Below are 17,372 nucleotides of genomic sequence, written 5' to 3'. Positions count from 1 at the left end.
GTAAAAACCCGATTGAGGCCAACAGGATGTTGGTCACACAAGCGTTTTCACAGGGTGTGAAGCTCTTAGCTTGTGTTCCTTTATTACCAATCAGTAGAGATGAGGAAAACCCCACTGATTGAAGGTTCACTCTATTTAAACATGTGAAAAAATTACCAATGAATAAAATGAAACTTTTTTACTGCATGTACGACTAATTTTATGAGGATGGAGGTGGAATGGATGAAAGAATCCATTTTCCATCGATTATATGATGAATATCACCAAGATGTATTCCAATTCCTAATTTATTTAGTGAAAAATAGATCTGTAGCGGAGGATCTTTCACAGGAAGTATATATTCGTGTGCTAAGAGCTTATGACAAATTTGAAGGAAAAAGCTCAGAAAAAACATGGCTCTTTTCTATTGCTAAAAACGTTGCGATTGACTATTTTCGTAAAAATAATGTGCGCGAAAGACATACATTTGATGCATTTGAGTGGGAAAGTGAGCAACTTGTTTCTCCCGTTCATACGCCAGAGCAGTTTGTCGAAATGAGTGAGGATATGCGCCAGTTATTAGAAGCATTAGAGCTATGTACAGGTGATCAAAAAATGGTCATCGTTATGCGTTATTTTCAAGATTTGTCAATTGGCGAAACAGCCGAGGTTTTAGGTTGGACAGAAAGCAAAGTCAAAACGACACAGCATCGTGCAATTAAAGCATTGCGGGGTATTTTAGAGCAAAATGGAAAGGAGGTAAATTCGTAATGAACACGAAATGGGATGAAGAGAATATTGAGAAGCTTTTAACGCAGGCACCAAAAATCCAAGACCACCGTTCCAAAGAGGAAATCTTTGCAAAGCTCCAAGCTGCAGGTGCTTTTGAAGAAGAGCCCGTACAGCAGCCGTCAGTGACACAACGTAAACGTCGTTCATATAAATGGGTTTCAAGCATTGCTGTAGCAGCTGTTGTTACATGTGGAGTGGGTATCTCCATGTTTATAAACATGGAAGATGAACATGACAAGGCGAGCAATATAGCGATGCAAAATGAGAACGAGCAGGGAAGCGATAATGAAGCTGCTGAAACTGAAGCAATGGGAGGCGCATCTACGTTTGCAGCGGACGATGTAATGACAGCTCGCACAGCTATACCGAACGACTCATCTCCTGTTTATGAGGACAATGTAGGTGAAGGCGAAGTATTTACCTTTAGCTTAGCTGGTGAAGAGGATGTGAGTATCCCATCTGCCATTGTTATTCCGAGAGAAAAGCTTGTGGAAGATTTGGGGAAGGAAAAACCTTCACAAGCGGAAATGTATAATTTTTATGCACCAAAATTGGATGAAAAAGGATTTGGATTTGAAGAGCAGCATCCGATAGCAGGAGAAGTGACTGAGGATGGGCAAGAGCTCGTTATTGCGCTCGAAAATCCAGAAAATCAACCAATGGACAAAACAATAAAAGAAACTTTCCCTCAATATGATGAAATTCTTTTAGAAAAGGGTGCGAGTGCAAGCGATCAAATTGGCCTAGCGACAATGTCGCTGGGGCAAAATTACAGTTACTATTTATTTACACAGCAAGATAAAAAGTATTTTGTACAGCAACCAGAGGCCGCATATAATCATGTAGACGAGGCAATTTTAGGAATGACTGGTCACGCTACAGAGAAATATGAATCAGCTATTGTTGAAGGCATTACATTTACAGTAACTACTGCTGATTATGTACATGTAAAGTTTGATCAACCACTTGATTTAGAAACAATAGATTATGTACAGGCAAAGCATATGCTTGAGGGCATGATGCTAACTGCTGCAACATTTAAGCAACAAATCATCTTTGAAAATATCGTGCAAACTGTATGGGATCGCTTCGATTTTACACAGCCACAGCCAATACCAGTAGCACCCAATGAATTACCACTTGACATCATACAGCCTTAGCGATAAAAGCCGACAGATACTAAGCATTTTAGTATCCGTCGGCTTTTTATAATAGATAAAGGACTTAGGGATTTATGAAAAATGTAGATGTCTTGGGGATTCGCAGATAAATCATAGAAAAACGCAGATATCTTGAGAGATTCACAAATATTTTAATGAAAAACCAAGCAAAAAGGTTTACTTTTAAAAATTTTGTTTTATAATAGATGGTGTAAGACCAAATTTAATATTGATTCATCTTCGGGGCAGGGTGTAATTCCCGACCGGCGGTAATTGAAATCGCAATCTCCGACCATTTACTTGGAGGACATTGCTTCAGCATTTCATGAGCCCGCGAGCCCGCTTTTGCGGTGCAGGATTTGGTGTGATTCCAAAGCCGACAGTATAGTCTGGATGGGAGAAGGTGAAGGCGCAGTCGTCATTTATCGAAAATGTCGTATTTTGCTGTACGCAAGTCTATTTCTATAGGCTTATTTAAGTATAGTAGCTTGCGATAAAATCATTTTGGCAACATGCTTTTTAAGCATTGTCAAAATTAGTATACGACTTCTTTTAAGTGTGCTTATTTCTCCCTTATACAATTAATTGTATAAGGGTTTTTTCGTGAATGGCAGAACTGTCCTTTCTTCTTGCAAGAGTGAATCAGCAAAGAGGAGAGATTTTTTATGCGCAAGCAAAACTTGAAGTTACGTTCAACCGTAACAATCGCCATGTTGAGTAGCATCGCCTTTGTCTTAATGATGCTCGATTTCCCACTACCGTGGTTTCCAGTGTTCCTAAAAATTGATTTTAGTGATGTGCCAGCATTAATTGCGGCGATTACGATGGGACCGGTTGCTGGTATTGTAGTAGAGTTGATTAAAAACATTTTAGACTGGTTGTTCAAAGGTGCGCCAACAGGTGTGCCAGTAGGGCATATGGCTAACTTTACGACAGGTGTTTTATTCATTTTACCAACTTATTATATTTATAAAAAATTCAAAACGATTCCTGGTTTAGCAGTAGGCTTAGCTGTTGGAACATTCGTTATGTCTATCGGTATGAGTGTACTAAATTACTTTATCTTCCTACCAATGTATACGTATTTCTTAGGTTGGGGCTCATTCGATATGTATGAAACAATCGTACTCGGTATTTTACCGTTCAATATTGTTAAAGGAATTATCATTTTAACTGTTGCGATTTTATTATTCCGTACAATGAAAACATGGATTGACAAGCAGCAGGCCACCTATTTATCATTAAAATAATTACAAGCCGAGCTCGTAAAAAAAGCTCGGCTTTTTTCTAAGGAGTGAAACAAAGATGATTCGAATACTTACAGCAAGTGAACAACCGCCAATGGATTTGCTATTGTTAGCAGACCCTTCAGAGGATATTGTCACGGATTATGTACAGCGCGGGCTTTGTTATGTAGCTGAGCGTGATGGACAAATTGTCGGGGTGTATGTGTTATTACCAACAAGACCACATACGGTTGAGCTCGTCAATGTGGCAGTAGATGAAAACTGGCAAGGTCAAGGAATCGGCAAGCAACTGGTGCTTCATGCCATTGCTAGTGCAAAAGCCGCACAATATAAAACCATCCAGCTAGGTACGGGCAATTCGAGTATTGATCAGCTAGCGCTTTATCAAAAATGTGGCTTCCGCATTGTTGGTGTCGATCGAGATTTCTTCCTTCAGCATTACGATGAGCCAATCTTTGAAAACGGTATTCAATGTGTAGATATGATAAGGTTAGAGATCGTATTATAAGGTGGGGGTAATGTTACCCTCAGCCTCTCTATATCTCGCGATAAATTTTACGATAATCGATTTTGCCGTGTGTATCAAAAACAATATTATGAAATGGTAAATCCTTACGTACATAAAAAACATGTTGGCGATGCGTTAAAAATTTTAAAACAAAAGCATCTATCAAATGTTGCTCAGCCTCATATAGCAATTGCAGCGCCTGCTTATTGTCTTCACACATTGTTGCCTGCTGTAGCAATGCTTGTACTTGAGCACTTCCTAAAAAAGTGCTAATAGGCGAGCGGTCACTATCCAATCCATATAACCACCCTAATAACTGATCTCTTCCAATCGCAATACCTCCAATAAAAATATCATAATGCTGTACACAGTAATGAACGGATGCACCTATCGGCATAAGTGAAATAGCGTGTGGGATGTTGTGCGCTGTTAAAAAGCTGCTTAAAATTTGTGCTTCGCGTAAATGATTGGCTTGCGGTCGAATTTGTTGGACACCAATATGTAAATAGGGAAAATCTAACAACGATAGTGGGGCAACTGCTTGCTGCTCCCTGTTATTTGCTGTTAAAAAGCTAGTCGCAACGATTTCACCTTCCTCTATTAAGCAGTAGCTTGCTGCATCAATTGCCTCAAATAATGCGCGACGATATTTTTCATTACATAATGGACCGCGCGTCGCATTAAACAAAATAAAATCAGCGCCTTGCTCTTGGTAAGTCATTTTTTGTTGTGTGATATGTGGAGCAAAGGGAAGCGCACTAATGCCAAATTGATGAATATTTTCTGTAAAAATAATATCGACATCATCAATCCATGGACGCTGCTGAAAGTATTTTGGAAAAACAGATAAACGCATATGCTGCTCATTTTGTTCCGCAATATAAAATGCACCACAGCCTACTGGAACTCCCTGTGCTCCTGCTTCAATCCATTTTGCAGGCACAATGGAAAAACGATAGCCACATAGTAAGCGAGGTAGTAGCGTTGTAGGCTGTGTAAGCTCTATTGTGAAATGGTATGGACTTATTGCGGTCAATTGCGCTTTAGGTAATAGTTCTTTACTACATACTCGCTTTAAAGAAGCAATTACATCTTCGCTCGTTAGCTTTGTTCCATCATGAAAGTAAATATTTTTGCGTAATGTAAATGTCCATTTTTTTGCATCAGTCGTATGATAGCCGTACACTAAATTTGGCTTTGCCCGTTCTGTTTCTGCACAATAAACAAATAAAGGCTCATGTATTTGATTGTACAAATGGATATCGTGCCGAGAGTTGCCGTTTAATGGATCATAATTAAGCATGATATTTGGATAGGGGTAGCGAAAAATATCGCGCTCCTCTTCATTTGTAAAACCGTAACGTTGCTGTAGCCAGCTGTCCACTTGGGGGTGCGATAGCATATCATATTGCTGTAATAATGTGTAGGCTTCTTTAAATTGCTGCTGTTGCCAATAATAATCGAATGCTAAATAGATAGCATCTAACTTCGTTAATTGTAAAAGTAATGTAGGCTTTTTGCTGCGCCCTTGAACAGTTTGCCATTCTAACCATCCACGCTCAGCGCACTTTTTCACAAGTACCTTCGCATAGCGAGTAGAGCAGCACCAAATTTGCGCTAGCTCGGCAATCGATGTTGTGCTAGGTTGTCCTACTTCAAAATGTTCGTAAAGCTTTAATAAATATTGAAACATAGCTCCTCCTAAAAGGTGAACAATAAAAAGAATGTGCTCACTTTTTGTTCTTCTATTTCCAGTTTACACTAAATTGCAGGAGGTGCTTACATGAATTTATACCGTAATCGCAATTTTTTATTATTGTACATAGGAACAATTGCCTCAACGATTGGCTACCAGCTTTATCATTTTATTTTGCCACTATTTATTTATGATTTAACGAAATCAGCATTAGCGATGAGCACGATGCGTATCATTGATTTTTTACCGAATGTTTTGCTTGGCATGCTCGCAGGGGTGCTTGTCGATCGCATGAATCGTAATGTGATGCTCAAATATGCAGGCTTTGTAAAAGCGCTGCTTGCGACAATTTTAACGGTTATTATTTTGCTAGATGCTGTACAGCTTTGGCATATGTACATTTTAGGGTTTTTAATAGCGACAGTTAGCTATACCTTTGGCAACGCACAGCATGCTATCGTGCCACAACTATTTGAAAAGTCGCTAATGACTGAAATTCAAGCAAAATTTTCATTTGTGAATACGCTGTTGTCAATAGTAGGTCCATCAATTGCTGGGATGCTACTCATCTTTATTGCCTATGATTATTTATTTATCGTTTATGCATTATCGTTAGTGATTATTTGGCTGAGTGTTTTCTTTTTGGATGCGACAGCAACACCCGAAAGGCCGAATGAACAATCGATTTTAGCAGATATAAAAGAGGGCTTTGTAGAGCTATTAGGCAATAAAGCCTTGTTCTATCCGACAATTGCCATTTTATTTGCTAATTTAGCGACAAGCTTTGTTATTGGAGTACAAGTTTTTTATGTAGTCGATGTATTACAGGAGACGAAGGAACAGCTTGGCTTTATGTATTCGATTGCTGCTGTAGGTGGTCTCGTTGGAGCTAAATTACTTCAGCCATTACGTAAAAAATGGACGCGTGGCAAAATCTTCACAACCGTTTATTTAATGGATAGCGTTGTGTTGCTGTTGTTCTTTTTTGCAACGACATGGTGGCAGCTTGGTATACTACTAGCCATTCGTACATGTACATCAGTCATAATCAACATTATTTATTTAGCTATCCGACAAGAATCAACACCAAATCATTTATTAGGACGCGTTGCAGGTACATCATCTATGTTTATGAAGCTTGCATTGCCAGCAGGTTTATTCATAGGTGGGGTATGGGCAGAAATGCTGCCAATTCCTTATATTTTTCTTTTATCAGCAGGTATTGTACTTGCTATTTATATTGTACTGACAAAGCAACAGTTTAGTATTGTGGAGTGAATGATGAATACATAACACCAATTATCAAAGGAAATAAAAGGTATATTTGACGAGAAAGTATTAAAAAAGAATTTACTTCAAAAAAAGGATTATTGATAATAATGCAGAATAAGTTAAGTATCAAAATAAAGAGGTGGTTTAGTTGAAAAAGTATTATTTGTTATTTTTTATCACAGCCTTATTAATTATTTTTGGGAGCATTCCAATTAAAGGCGTTCAAGCGTCTAATGAAATCAGTTTAGATGTTGCTAAACAAGCAGCATTAAACGAACTTAAACAATCTCCTTATGCTGGGGAAATAGATAGTGTAGATAATTTCACATTAAAAACTTATCTCTATGATGTTGATGAAAGTTTATTGGGATACTATCTAACTTACAAAACAGGTGAAGGTAATACAAATCATATTCTAGTCTCGGCCACAACAGATCGTACTCCTATTCTTCAATACGGAGAAGGTATTCTTGATTTTGAATACGAATATCTTTTAGATAAAGGTAAAAAGCTTTATTATCTAGGTCCACTCCAATTCCTTTATGGAAAAGATAATAATGAGGTAATTGGAAAGTTTAATCAGAGTAAAGCTATGATGTTAAAAGACCTTGAAAAGGAAAATAAAATACAATCTCAAGCTTATGAAAAACTTCTAAAGAAAGATATTCCAAGTGTAAAAAAAGATATAAAAAATATAGAAGAATGGAACAAGCTACTATCTTATGACCCATCAAATCAATTTTCTACAATGGCTATTACTTATAAAGTTTTAGGGGTAACTCGATTATGGCAAAGGAGTTCTGGGGTAAATAGCCCAAACTCTGCATGTGGTCCAGCAACTGCAGCAATGGTAGCCAATTACCTAAAAGGTCAAGGATATAATGTAAAGGGAACTGCTGACTATAGTTCCGTAGGGTCATTTATCAATCATATGTATAGTGATCTAGGTACTAATGCATTTGGAACCTCTATGGCCCAATATGTCTCAGGATTACGCACGCATGTAAGAGAAAGCTATGTAGCTACCAAATGGGAAACATGGTCATATAGAGCCTATGGTTACTATGAGCATTACAAAGACATGATTAATTTAAACAAGCCGGTTGGGTTACGATTTGATTATTTTATAAGAGAAGGAACTTATACGGATTATCATTTTGTTGCTGGTATTGGATATGATCATGGAAGTGTGGCAAAGTTTGCAATTAAGGATCCTGATGGGGGATCAGGCAATACAGGTACCATTTGGTTAAACTGGAACGATAACAGCAATGATATGGCAATGGGATTAGTAAATTATATAAATTAAAGGAAATTTGTAATTACTCAGCCCCTCTTCATAAATTTGGAGGGGTTTCTTATTTTCTATCGCTTGAAGGTTTAACTAATAGTGCCCGTTTCTAGTAGTTCTTGAATGGCATGGATTTTTGTTGGACATAATATAGAAGGGATCTCTGTTCCTATTGATTGTTGTCGATTGATTGCTGGATGGATTAAAAATCGCCAACACGACATCACAATGACTCCGTAGACGGTTCAATAGATTACAGCTGGTCTTTGGACGTCCATAATTTAGATGACCCATCCACAGAGAGGTAACACGCACAATTCGTCCTTCTCCTTGTTGTACAGATTTTTAGATGGGCTGAGTAGTTATATAATATTTTTATAACCTAATAAGTAAAGCAAAGGAGGATTCGAGCATGAACTCTATATTTTTATTAATCATTTTAATTTATGCTTTTTTTATAGGGTATAAGTTTATTAAACCAAACTTTAAAAAACCCTTATTTACAACTTTTATTATACTTCTTATTACAAGTACATTATTATTCTTCCTAGTAGATATATTTACTCTCAAGCCACGACCGAATGGAGCGGTTTCTGGTAATGGCAATTTAGGCCTTCTTGTTCTATGCTTCTTAATCCCAAGTTTTCTTAGCCTTTTATTTTTATTGAGTAAAGGGATTTATCAAGGCTTTAAACGGCAACCATTATCTGAATTGAAAAAACATATCACATTTGGAATTGTTTTACTTTTAATAGGGACTATATTGCAAATAACATATATTTCAAGTACATTAAACGCTTTATCAAATCACCCGTATAATCCATTCGAAGAAGGATATAGAGGAAGTATCATTAATCAGTACACGAACACCTTGTTTTTCAATGGGCATATATATGGTATTTTTATTGCAGCAGTAGTTATTGGAACACTTTTAACTCTTAGGTTTAAAAGAGGTAAAGACTACACTAAAATGTAGATACCATAGTAAAGAACTCTCAGGGATATTCCCTTCTTTTCTATAAAAGGGTACAGTGCTTCCAACATCCTCCGATAACTAACCAGAAATATAACCTTCCTATAGTTTCCTAGCGTTTCTGGATACTTAGACAACGGATTGATTAAGCTTTCCAGTAACGCTTCTTTTCTTTCGTCTTCTAGCGTTCCAACTACACTATTTAACTCCACCAATAAACCTTCTCCGTCGAAATTCGCCAACCTTTTCCGCACATATCTATAGCGTTTATGGCCTCTAAAAATTGTTGGAATAGCTTGTGCTACATGAAAACGGTCGATTGTAAAAAATATATTTTTAAAGTGATCACGACATGCCGTAATCCATTGTGCACTATCGCCATTAATAATTAGATAATGTTCGTTTGGATTATACGCATAAGTATCCACCAAAAACCTTTCAAATCCTTCTCAAAAAGGTTCTTTACCCCTGCGATGATAATGTCTAGTTTTGCACGCTTGCCATTTACTTGCCAACCTTCATGAACGGCTGCGATTTTCTCTTCACAACTTTTCTTCCCTTTTCCTTGTCGTTTAATGTAAAGATCATCCACTTCTATAAACAGTACCGTCTTGCAGGGACTTCTGAGGAACTTTGAATGACCTCTGTTTGAAGTAAGTGTTACCGAATGGTTTCATGGCTCATTACAGAGTACCCTAGTAACGTTTCAATCATCTTAGATGCATGACGATAAGATGTTCCAGTGACGGCCATTTCAATCGCTGTTTCTTGGATAAGAGGACTTAGCCCTTTTGTGCCTTTAAATTGTAGATGTTGGTCCAGTAAATAGACATATTTTTCATTTTCGCGATCGTGATAATAATTTCTTGTGATGCTTACAGATCCAAACATACAGTCCATTGTCACTGTACGTTTATCTATTAATTGAAACCTTTTTTATCACGAGTTTGCGCTATCTGTTGATCTAGCTCTTATAAAATATTTGTCCGTGCTATACAGAATGTTTCCTGTAGTAACTTGAATCAATCAATTTCAATCTCTTTCATTGTCGGTAATTTGATGGTATTTTTATTCATAGGGCTCTCTTCTCCTTTTAGTGGTTTTCGCAGACTTTACTATACAGGAAGAAGCCCTTTTTGTGTATCCTAAAAATCTACCGCGTTTCACTGGGCCGCCGCTTAGTTGAAGTTACGATTCAAAAACCGAATCCTAACTTCAACCAAGCGGTTACTTTTCCCCCACAAACATTTTACTCATACCATTTAGACAAGATATGTGGAGTGCTCGATTGCGAAATAGCTGACTTGATTGAGCATGTACCAAACTGGAAATGAGATAATAAATAAAAAGATGCAAAGCAACTATTATTATAGGGGCTTTGCATCTTTCGACTTTAAAGAGGCTTTCCACCGAAAGCTTTTTTTGCAAAATCTGATGCGTTTTTTTGCAAAGTTGCGCGCGAAGCTACAACTATGGGCAGAAATGCTACCAATTCCTTATATTTTCCTTTTATCCTGCATTAACGGACAGTAATGTTTTATGTATCGAAAGCGTAGCGTCAATGTTTATTGTACCGAAAGCAAATGTTTTCTGTGCGAAAGCGAAGCGTCAGCAGATGTTTTCTGTTGCGAAAGCGAAGCGTCAGCAACAACAACGCGACAGGTACAGATACAAGACGCCCACCTCAAGACTAGAGAAAAACAAAAAGGATAGGTGGGCGATAACGGTCCGTAAAAGCCAGATTGAGGCCAACAGGATGTTGGTCACACAAGCATTTTCACAGGATGTGAAGTACTTAGCTTGTGTTCCTTTATCAACAATCAGTGGGGGATGAGGAAAGCCCCCACTGATTGAAGTTTCACTTTATCAGACGGTATGGATACTTAACCTATATCTACCACTTGTAAAAACAAACGAATGTTCGTAAAATAAGAACAAACGTTCCTTGTAGAGGTGAATAATTTGTATAATCAGTGTCCAGAGCGAGCAATTTTTTGTATTGATATGAAGTGTTTTTATGCAAGTTGTATTGCCCTGCTAGAAGGCCTTGATGTGCTGCGGGAGCCGATTGCCATTGTTGGCAATCTTAATCAGGCTGGTAGCATTGTGCTTGCTGCTTCGCCACCAATGAAAGAGCATTTTCATATTCAAACAGGCAGTAGACGTTATGATATACCGAATCATCCAAGTATTAAGTTATTTGAGCCGAAAATGAGCTTCTTTTTACAAATGTCTATTGAGATTACAAAATTAATTATGCAATTTGTTCCGCGAGAAGCAATTTATGTCTATAGCGTCGATGAAAGCTTTGTTGATTTAACAGGAACAGAAAAGCTATGGGGGTCTCCTGAGGAAACCGCGTTGACGATTCAGCGAGCAATTTACAATCAATTTGCTATCCCTTCCTCGATTGGCATGGGACCCAATATGTTAATGGCAAAGCTCGCGCTTGATATAGAGGCGAAATCAACAGGCTTTGCGAGGTGGACCTACCAAGATGTACCGAAAAAACTTTGGCCAGTTACACCACTCTCAAAAATGTGGGGAATTGGGCGGCGTATGGAACATGTTTTAAATAAAAAAGGGATTTTTAGTGTTGGTGATTTAGCACATGCAGAACTTCACATGCTGGAGCAGGAGTTTGGCATTATAGGAAATCAGTTATTTTATCACGCATGGGGCATTGATTTATCTACATTTGAAGAACCAAGTATAAAGGAGCCTATGAGCTTTGGTAAAGGGCAAATGCTGATGCGTGATTATCATACAGAGGAGGAGGTTTTAATTGTATTACTTGAAATGTGTGAGGATATAGCAAAAAGAGCAAGAATGGCTGGTTATATAGGGGCGACTGTTTCACTTGGTATTTCTTATAGTCGCACAGCAATGGAAAAGAGCCTTTATCGCTCTAAAACAATGCTGGAGCCAACGAATGAAACAATGAAAATGTACAATGTTTGCAAGGAGCTATTTGCTATTCATTTTGCACAGCAGCCTGTGCGTCAGCTTTCGTTACGCCTTTCTAATTTACAGCCAGATGGTAGTATCCAGCTTGATTTATTTGATGAGCACAAGGAGCAAAGGCAAATGCTAGGCTATACAATGGATGCGATTCGTGAGCGCTTTGGTGCTACCTCTTTATTGCGTGCTGTTTCATTTACAGAAAGTGGTACGGCATTTCAGCGCGAGCAGCTTGTCGGTGGACATTTAAAGTAAAGGAGTGAACACGATGCTACATGATCGAGGCAATAAGAAGTGGTCTGCGATGATGCTAAGTGAGCATGTAGAAATGCTGCGTGATTTAGAAAAGGAAGAAGTACAGCCAATCACACGTGCAGAATGGGAACTAGAGGATTTACAGCAAATTGTACACTACGCACTGCATACCAAAGCGATAATTCGTCTGATTTTATGGGAAGAAAATGAAATTGTAGGCGTCATTATTTCGTATAATCAAGTGAAATGTGAGCTACTAATGGCGACAGCTACTACAACAAAGCGTGTAGCTATTTCCTCTATTTCCACAGTACAGTTGATGGAAGAATATCATGATTCATTGTAGTGATCGTCAGTTTGTTCATGAATTAATCGTATTTGAGCTAGCTATTCGTACACTAAAGTATGATTTCTCTTTACTACCCACATTCAAAATGCATAGATTTTATGCACATATGCTAGAGCAGTTTGTTGAAAGCTTGCGCATAGAGTATGCGATATGTAAGGAGTTGTTAGCGAAAAAAGGAATTCGCTTAGTACAATTCGTCAAAGTAGATGCTTATTTTTGCGATGTTCAATTAGTGACAGCTGGTGAAGAGCTCACGATTCGCTACGCCAATCAAGCATTAAAAATAGCGGTGGAGGAGTTACTATTCAAAAAGCTAAAAAATGAAAGCCTTTTTCCTCAGAAACATTTATAATGAAATTATTCATTTTGAAAATCGAAATAAAAAGGTGTATTTTATGGAGCAAAATCCAACAGGGAAAAAGCGTATTTTACTTGCGTTGATTTTAAGCTCACTGGCAATGCTAGGGCCATTCAATGTCGATATGTATTTGCCAAGCTTTCCCGAAATAAGCGCAGATTTAGATGTGAAAGCATCACTTGTGCAGCTTAGTTTAACAACGTTTTTATGTGGGCTTGCATTAGGTCAATTTATTATCGGGCCAATTAGTGATGGGGTAGGCAGAAGGAAGCCATTGTTAATTTCTTTAGCGTTGTTTTCCATTTCTTCGCTTCTTTGCGCATTGGCACCGAATATTACGGTGTTAATTATCGGCCGCTTTCTACAAGGGATGACCGCAGCAGGTGGGATTGTGCTATCGCGCGCGGTTGTGAGCGATACTTTTACAGGTAAAGAGTTTGTAAAATTTTATGCGTTACTGATGGTTATTAATGCGACAGCGCCAATGATTGCACCAATGGCGGGTGGTGCTGTTTTACTACTACCATTTGCAACATGGCATACCATTTTTTATTTTTTGAGTGTATTAGGCTTAGTGATTTTACTAATTGTTGCTACCAGATTAAAGGAATCGTTACCATATGAGAGAAGACAGCCGATATCGATTCAGCATTCGCTGAAGACGATGGTGAGCCTTGCTGGCGACCGCTCTTATATTGGCTATGCGTTAATTGTCGGCATTATTCATGGCGGCAGCTTTGCCTATGTAGCAGGTACACCGTTTGTTTATCAAGGTATTTATGGCGTTTCACCACAAGTATTTAGTGTTTTATTTGGTATTAATGGACTTGCGATTATCGCAGGGAGCTTCTCTGTAGGGCGATTGAGCGATAAATTTCATGAGCACAATTTATTGAAAATAGGTGTGCTCATGGCACTTAGCGCTAATACATTATTGCTAGTGATGGCTATGATGCAAGGTCCGCTAGCTTTGATTGTGTTGGCCTTGTTTGTTTATATGTCCTCGATTGGTATCATTTTGACAAGTGCATCAACATTAGCTTTAAAGTCACAAAGACATCGCGCGGGAAGCGCTAGTGCTTTAATTGGTATGTTGCCATTACTGGTTGGTTCTGTGATGGCGCCATTGGTAGGTTTGAATGAAAGCTCAGCAGTACCAATGGGAACAATTATGTTTACTACGTCTTTAATAGGCTGTGTTATTTTCTTTACAATGACAAAAAAGGTGACAAATACTTCAGAAATATAAAGTAAAGCCGCATGACATTAAGTTACTTCATTTGATGTCATGCGGTTTCTTCAATTTGCTCCATGCACAATGAAATTATAACTACCAGGTGTATGAATCAACAAAAGTTAGTTTGTCTTTTACATGATGGAAGTAAACCAATAGTTGACTTATTCTACAAAAATAAACGAACTCTCGCTAGGTAATTAGGCGAGGTTTTTTTATAATGGAAGTAGGGAGGTGGGCGGATGGAGCATTTTCAATTTGCTACAAAGCTGGCTGTGAAACGCAAAGAGTTAGGTGTGACACAGGAGCAAGTGGCACAGTATGTTGGTGTGTCGAAGGCGGCGGTATCGAAATGGGAGAAGGGCCAGAGCTATCCCGATATCACATTGCTGCCAAAGCTAGCGACTTATTTTAATATGACGATAGATGCATTATTAGGCTATGAGCCGCAAATGACAACAGCACATATGAGGAAAATATATGCTGAATTAGCTGAAAAGTTTAGCGAACAGCATTTCGCTGAAGTGCAGCAGGAAATGGAGACACTGCTCGCAGAATATTATGCGTGTTTTCCATTTCTGTTGCAGATGGCACAGCTTTATTTAAATTATTATAAGCGTGCAGATGAGCCTGTCGTGATTTTGCAGCGAGTGGATGGGCTATGTCAGCGCATTATTGAACATTGTGGTGATGTGAAGGTCATTTATGAGGCAGAAATGCTACAAGCATATGCTAAGCTAGAGCAAGGGCAGTTCGAGCAAGTGTTGGAGATTTTAGGTGAGGATGCACATATGCAATATGGAGTAGAACGTCTAATTTCGATGGCGTTGGCGATGCGGGGTGACCATAACAAAGCAAAGGAAATATTGCAGGTTAGTATGTATCAACATATGCTAGGTACGATTAGTAGCGCAACAAATTCGTTGCAATACGAGATGAGCAATGCAAGTTACTTTGATGCCACAGTGCAACGAGTTGAGGCAATGTTGCAATTGTTTTCCATAGGGAAATTAAATATGAATGCAGGGCTAGTCTTTTATTTACAGGCAGCAGCAGGTTATGTACAGCAGCAACGACAGCAGGAGGCGGTGGCATTGCTGAAGAAATACTGTGAAGTATGCTTAAATATTAAATTTCCAATTGAGCTACGGGGAGATAGCTATTTTTACTTATTAGACAATTGGATTGCTAATAATATTCATCTTGGCGCACAGGCACCACGTGATGAGCAATCTATTAAGCAAGATTTACTAATAAGTATAACAAAGCAGCCTATTTTTGCCGAGGTTCTGCAAGATGAAGGGCTACAACAAATGCTACGTAAAGTGGCGAAACATTTACAAATTGAGGAGGAAATGGTATGAGTGCACTTGAACAAGTTCCATGGGCGTTGATTGCACCAATTTTAGTTGTGCAACTTATTTTAATGATTGTTGCGTTAATTGATTTAAAACGTATTTATGCAACGAATGGGCCAAAATGGTTATGGCTTATATTGATTTTAATTAGCGGCATATTAGGCTCCATTGCTTACTTTATTGTTGGGAGAAAACAAGCATGACATTATTACAGGTGGAGCACTTAACAAAAAGTTTTGCAGGAAAAACGGTTGTAGATGATGTGAGCTTCACGCTTGAGCCACTTACAGCTACAGCATTGATTGGACCAAATGGCGCAGGGAAAACAACAACGATGTCAATGATTATAGGGCTTTTACAGCAAACGAATGGTACGGTGACAATGCAAGGTGTGCAGGATATACGGCAAAGCATTGGCTTTTTGCCACAGTATCCGCAGTTTTATCCTTGGCTGTCAGCTTTAGAATATGTAGAAATGGTAGGGAAATTAAGTGGTGTACAAGGTAAATCCATCCGTGAAAAAAGTATTAAAATGCTAGAATACGTGGGGCTAGGAGATGCACTGCATAAAAAAACAGCTACTTTTTCAGGTGGGATGAAGCAGCGTCTCGGTATTGCCCAGGCAATAATCCATGATCCAAAGCTTTTGCTATTAGATGAGCCAGTGTCCGCACTTGACCCTATTGGACGGCAGGAAGTGATGAATTTATTAAAGGAATTGCAGCAGCAGACGACAATTTTATATTCAACGCATATTTTACATGATGCAGAGAAAATGACGGATCAAGTATTATTTCTGAAAAATGGACAATTAGTAGAGCAAGGCTCGTTAGCAGCGATTCAGCAAAAATATGCTGATCCAAAGTATTTGATTCAGTTTGTTGAAGAGCAAGGAGCAGCAAGTTTTGCGGGGCGTTATGCAGGGCAACAGGATGGGCTTTCTGTCTATTTACCAGCACAGCAATCGATGCAGCAAGTGTTGCAATTATTAGCTACAGAGCAACAGGAAATTGTCAAAGTAGAGCGTGTAACAGCAAGCTTAGACGAAATTTTCATGAAGGTGGCCTATCAATGAATGTATTGTTGAAGAAAGAGTTTTTGGAAAGCTGGCGCAGCTTTAAGTTTTTATGGATTCCACTCATTTTTATTTTTTTTGGTGTGACAGAGCCATTAACGAATTATTATATGGAGGATATTTTATCGGCAGTGGGCAATATGCCTGAAGGCTTTCAAATGCTGTTTCCTGAGCTAACAGCAGCGGATATTTTAGCTGCAACAACAGGACAGTACCAGCTGATTGGGCTAATTGTTTTAATTAGTGCATTTATCGGCTCAGTTAGTCGTGAACGGCAAAATGGGACGGCTACATTGTTATATGTGCGCCCAATTTCAGCGATGTCTGTTTTTATTAGTAAATGGCTAATCGCTTCGTTTGTAGGGGTGTTAAGTGCAGTGCTTGGTTATGCCGCTAGCATGTATTATACAGCCATTTTGTTTGGTGGCGTAGCTGCAAGTGATTTTGTGAAAATGTTGTTGACGTATTGTCTGTGGTTACTTTTAGTGATGGCCGTGACAGTGGCGATGAGTGCTGCTTTTCAGACGGGTATCGCCGCCGCAGTCGCGATTATTCTTTTACCGTTTGGCTTATTGATTGATTCAGCAATCGGAGGCTTTTGGGTGTGGACGCCTTGGAAGCTTGCCAATTATGGTGTCGACTTCGTAGCAGGAACAGTGGAAATGAAGGATTTTTGGACCGCATTGTTTGTAGCGGTTGTTGTGATGATTAGCTTTATCGTTATTGGTATTTTCGCAACAAAGCGCAACTGGCGATTAACGAAAGTATAAAGGATTATCGGGAAAGAAGGCTATGCCTGCTTTTCCCGATAAAACGTGGAATAAACTCCGAAAAACGTGGAATAAACTCCGAAAAACGTGGAAT

Annotated in this window: 19 protein-coding genes, 2 pseudogenes and 1 riboswitch; of the genes and pseudogenes, 16 read left to right on the top strand and 5 right to left on the bottom strand. The window is 38.6% G+C overall.

Annotated features, from left to right (window positions below):
• Nucleotides 1-222 precede the first annotated feature (222 nt).
• The 4 genes from C9J34_RS17135 (at nt 223) to C9J34_RS17120 (ending at nt 3,686) form a co-directional block, all read left to right on the top strand.
• The gene (locus C9J34_RS17135; RefSeq protein WP_107841400.1) at nt 223-750 is read left to right on the top strand and encodes an RNA polymerase sigma factor SigX; all 528 of its coding nucleotides are present in this window, start codon (nt 223-225) and stop codon (nt 748-750) included.
• Nucleotides 750-1,931 (top strand): hypothetical protein, encoded by a 1,182-nt coding sequence (locus C9J34_RS17130; RefSeq protein ID WP_107841399.1) that lies wholly within the window; start codon nt 750-752, stop codon nt 1,929-1,931. The genes C9J34_RS17135 and C9J34_RS17130 overlap by 1 nt, the downstream gene beginning before the upstream one ends.
• Nucleotides 1,932-2,163: 232 nt before the next feature.
• Nucleotides 2,164-2,340: riboswitch (FMN riboswitch) on the top strand.
• Nucleotides 2,341-2,596: 256 nt separating this feature from the next.
• Complete coding sequence (locus C9J34_RS17125; RefSeq protein WP_107841398.1) at nt 2,597-3,181, top strand: ECF transporter S component; 585 nt, start codon at nt 2,597-2,599, stop codon at nt 3,179-3,181.
• 55 nt (nt 3,182-3,236) lie between these two features.
• Nucleotides 3,237-3,686, top strand: a complete 450-nt coding sequence (locus tag C9J34_RS17120; protein ID WP_107841397.1) for a GNAT family N-acetyltransferase — start codon at nt 3,237-3,239, stop codon at nt 3,684-3,686.
• A 28-nt stretch (nt 3,687-3,714) separates the two neighbouring features.
• On the opposite strand, the gene C9J34_RS17115 is transcribed toward C9J34_RS17120, so the two are convergent.
• Entirely contained in the window at nt 3,715-5,379 is a 1,665-nt protein-coding gene (locus C9J34_RS17115) for an ABC transporter substrate-binding protein (protein WP_107841396.1), read from the bottom strand.
• A gap of 90 nt (nt 5,380-5,469) precedes the next feature.
• Here C9J34_RS17115 and C9J34_RS17110 point away from each other — a divergent pair, with 90 nt between their 5' ends.
• The gene (locus C9J34_RS17110; RefSeq protein WP_107841395.1) at nt 5,470-6,660 is read left to right on the top strand and encodes an MFS transporter; all 1,191 of its coding nucleotides are present in this window, start codon (nt 5,470-5,472) and stop codon (nt 6,658-6,660) included.
• Between the two features lie 142 nt (nt 6,661-6,802).
• Nucleotides 6,803-7,963, top strand: coding sequence for a C39 family peptidase (locus tag C9J34_RS17105; protein ID WP_107841394.1), 1,161 nt, complete (start codon nt 6,803-6,805; stop codon nt 7,961-7,963).
• A gap of 71 nt (nt 7,964-8,034) precedes the next feature.
• Here C9J34_RS17105 and C9J34_RS22680 read toward each other — a convergent pair whose 3' ends face one another.
• Nucleotides 8,035-8,169 (bottom strand): hypothetical protein, encoded by a 135-nt coding sequence (locus tag C9J34_RS22680; RefSeq protein ID WP_274523372.1) that lies wholly within the window; start codon nt 8,167-8,169, stop codon nt 8,035-8,037.
• Nucleotides 8,170-8,357: 188 nt separating this feature from the next.
• Between C9J34_RS22680 and C9J34_RS17100 the strand changes: the two genes are divergently transcribed.
• Nucleotides 8,358-8,921 (top strand): hypothetical protein, encoded by a 564-nt coding sequence (locus tag C9J34_RS17100; RefSeq protein ID WP_107841393.1) that lies wholly within the window; start codon nt 8,358-8,360, stop codon nt 8,919-8,921.
• Here C9J34_RS17100 and C9J34_RS22675 read toward each other — a convergent pair.
• The 3 genes and pseudogenes from C9J34_RS22675 to C9J34_RS22865 all read right to left on the bottom strand — a co-directional run.
• A pseudogene (locus C9J34_RS22675) lies at nt 8,906-9,352 on the bottom strand (UPF0236 family transposase-like protein); the annotation flags it as partial. The gene C9J34_RS17100 and the pseudogene C9J34_RS22675 sit on opposite strands and share 16 nt — an antisense overlap.
• Nucleotides 9,307-9,516: a hypothetical protein gene (locus tag C9J34_RS22870; RefSeq protein WP_420799137.1), complete on the bottom strand. Its 210-nt coding sequence runs from the start codon at nt 9,514-9,516 to the stop codon at nt 9,307-9,309. The gene C9J34_RS22870 and the pseudogene C9J34_RS22675, both read right to left, overlap by 46 nt.
• 62 nt (nt 9,517-9,578) lie before the next feature.
• A pseudogene (locus C9J34_RS22865) lies at nt 9,579-9,842 on the bottom strand (UPF0236 family transposase-like protein); the annotation flags it as partial.
• Between the two features lie 212 nt (nt 9,843-10,054).
• Between C9J34_RS22865 and C9J34_RS22860 the strand changes: the two are divergent.
• The 9 genes from C9J34_RS22860 (at nt 10,055) to C9J34_RS17030 (ending at nt 17,278) form a co-directional block, all read left to right on the top strand.
• Nucleotides 10,055-10,252 carry a helix-turn-helix domain-containing protein gene (locus C9J34_RS22860; RefSeq protein WP_107841389.1) on the top strand — a complete coding sequence of 66 codons (198 nt, stop codon included), beginning with the start codon at nt 10,055-10,057 and terminating at the stop codon, nt 10,250-10,252.
• 628 nt (nt 10,253-10,880) lie between these two features.
• On the top strand, nt 10,881-12,134 hold the full coding sequence (locus tag C9J34_RS17065; RefSeq protein ID WP_107841386.1) for a Y-family DNA polymerase: 1,254 nt from the start codon (nt 10,881-10,883) through the stop codon (nt 12,132-12,134).
• Nucleotides 12,135-12,147: 13 nt separating this feature from the next.
• Entirely contained in the window at nt 12,148-12,480 is a 333-nt protein-coding gene (locus tag C9J34_RS17060) for a YolD-like family protein (protein WP_107841385.1), read from the top strand.
• On the top strand, nt 12,467-12,835 hold the full coding sequence (locus tag C9J34_RS17055) for a YhjD family protein (protein ID WP_107841384.1): 369 nt from the start codon (nt 12,467-12,469) through the stop codon (nt 12,833-12,835). The genes C9J34_RS17060 and C9J34_RS17055 overlap by 14 nt, the downstream gene beginning before the upstream one ends.
• A 43-nt stretch (nt 12,836-12,878) precedes the next feature.
• The gene (locus C9J34_RS17050; RefSeq protein ID WP_107841401.1) at nt 12,879-14,090 is read left to right on the top strand and encodes a Bcr/CflA family efflux MFS transporter; all 1,212 of its coding nucleotides are present in this window, start codon (nt 12,879-12,881) and stop codon (nt 14,088-14,090) included.
• A gap of 227 nt (nt 14,091-14,317) precedes the next feature.
• On the top strand, nt 14,318-15,439 hold the full coding sequence (locus C9J34_RS17045) for a helix-turn-helix domain-containing protein (protein WP_107841383.1): 1,122 nt from the start codon (nt 14,318-14,320) through the stop codon (nt 15,437-15,439).
• Nucleotides 15,436-15,636 carry a PLDc N-terminal domain-containing protein gene (locus C9J34_RS17040; RefSeq protein ID WP_107841382.1) on the top strand — a complete coding sequence of 67 codons (201 nt, stop codon included), beginning with the start codon at nt 15,436-15,438 and terminating at the stop codon, nt 15,634-15,636. The genes C9J34_RS17045 and C9J34_RS17040 overlap by 4 nt, the downstream gene beginning before the upstream one ends.
• Nucleotides 15,633-16,508, top strand: coding sequence for an ABC transporter ATP-binding protein (locus C9J34_RS17035; RefSeq protein WP_107841381.1), 876 nt, complete (start codon nt 15,633-15,635; stop codon nt 16,506-16,508). Before C9J34_RS17040 ends, C9J34_RS17035 begins: the two co-directional genes overlap by 4 nt.
• Nucleotides 16,505-17,278, top strand: coding sequence for an ABC transporter permease (locus C9J34_RS17030; RefSeq protein WP_107841380.1), 774 nt, complete (start codon nt 16,505-16,507; stop codon nt 17,276-17,278). The genes C9J34_RS17035 and C9J34_RS17030 overlap by 4 nt, the downstream gene beginning before the upstream one ends.
• Nucleotides 17,279-17,372: the final 94 nt, after the last annotated feature.

The sequence above is a fragment of the Metasolibacillus meyeri genome (assembly GCF_003049505.1).
GTDB classification, from domain to species: domain Bacteria; phylum Bacillota; class Bacilli; order Bacillales_A; family Planococcaceae; genus Metasolibacillus; species Metasolibacillus meyeri.
The sequence above is the reverse complement of the archived record's forward strand: the minus strand, read 5'-3'. Positions and strand labels throughout refer to the sequence as shown.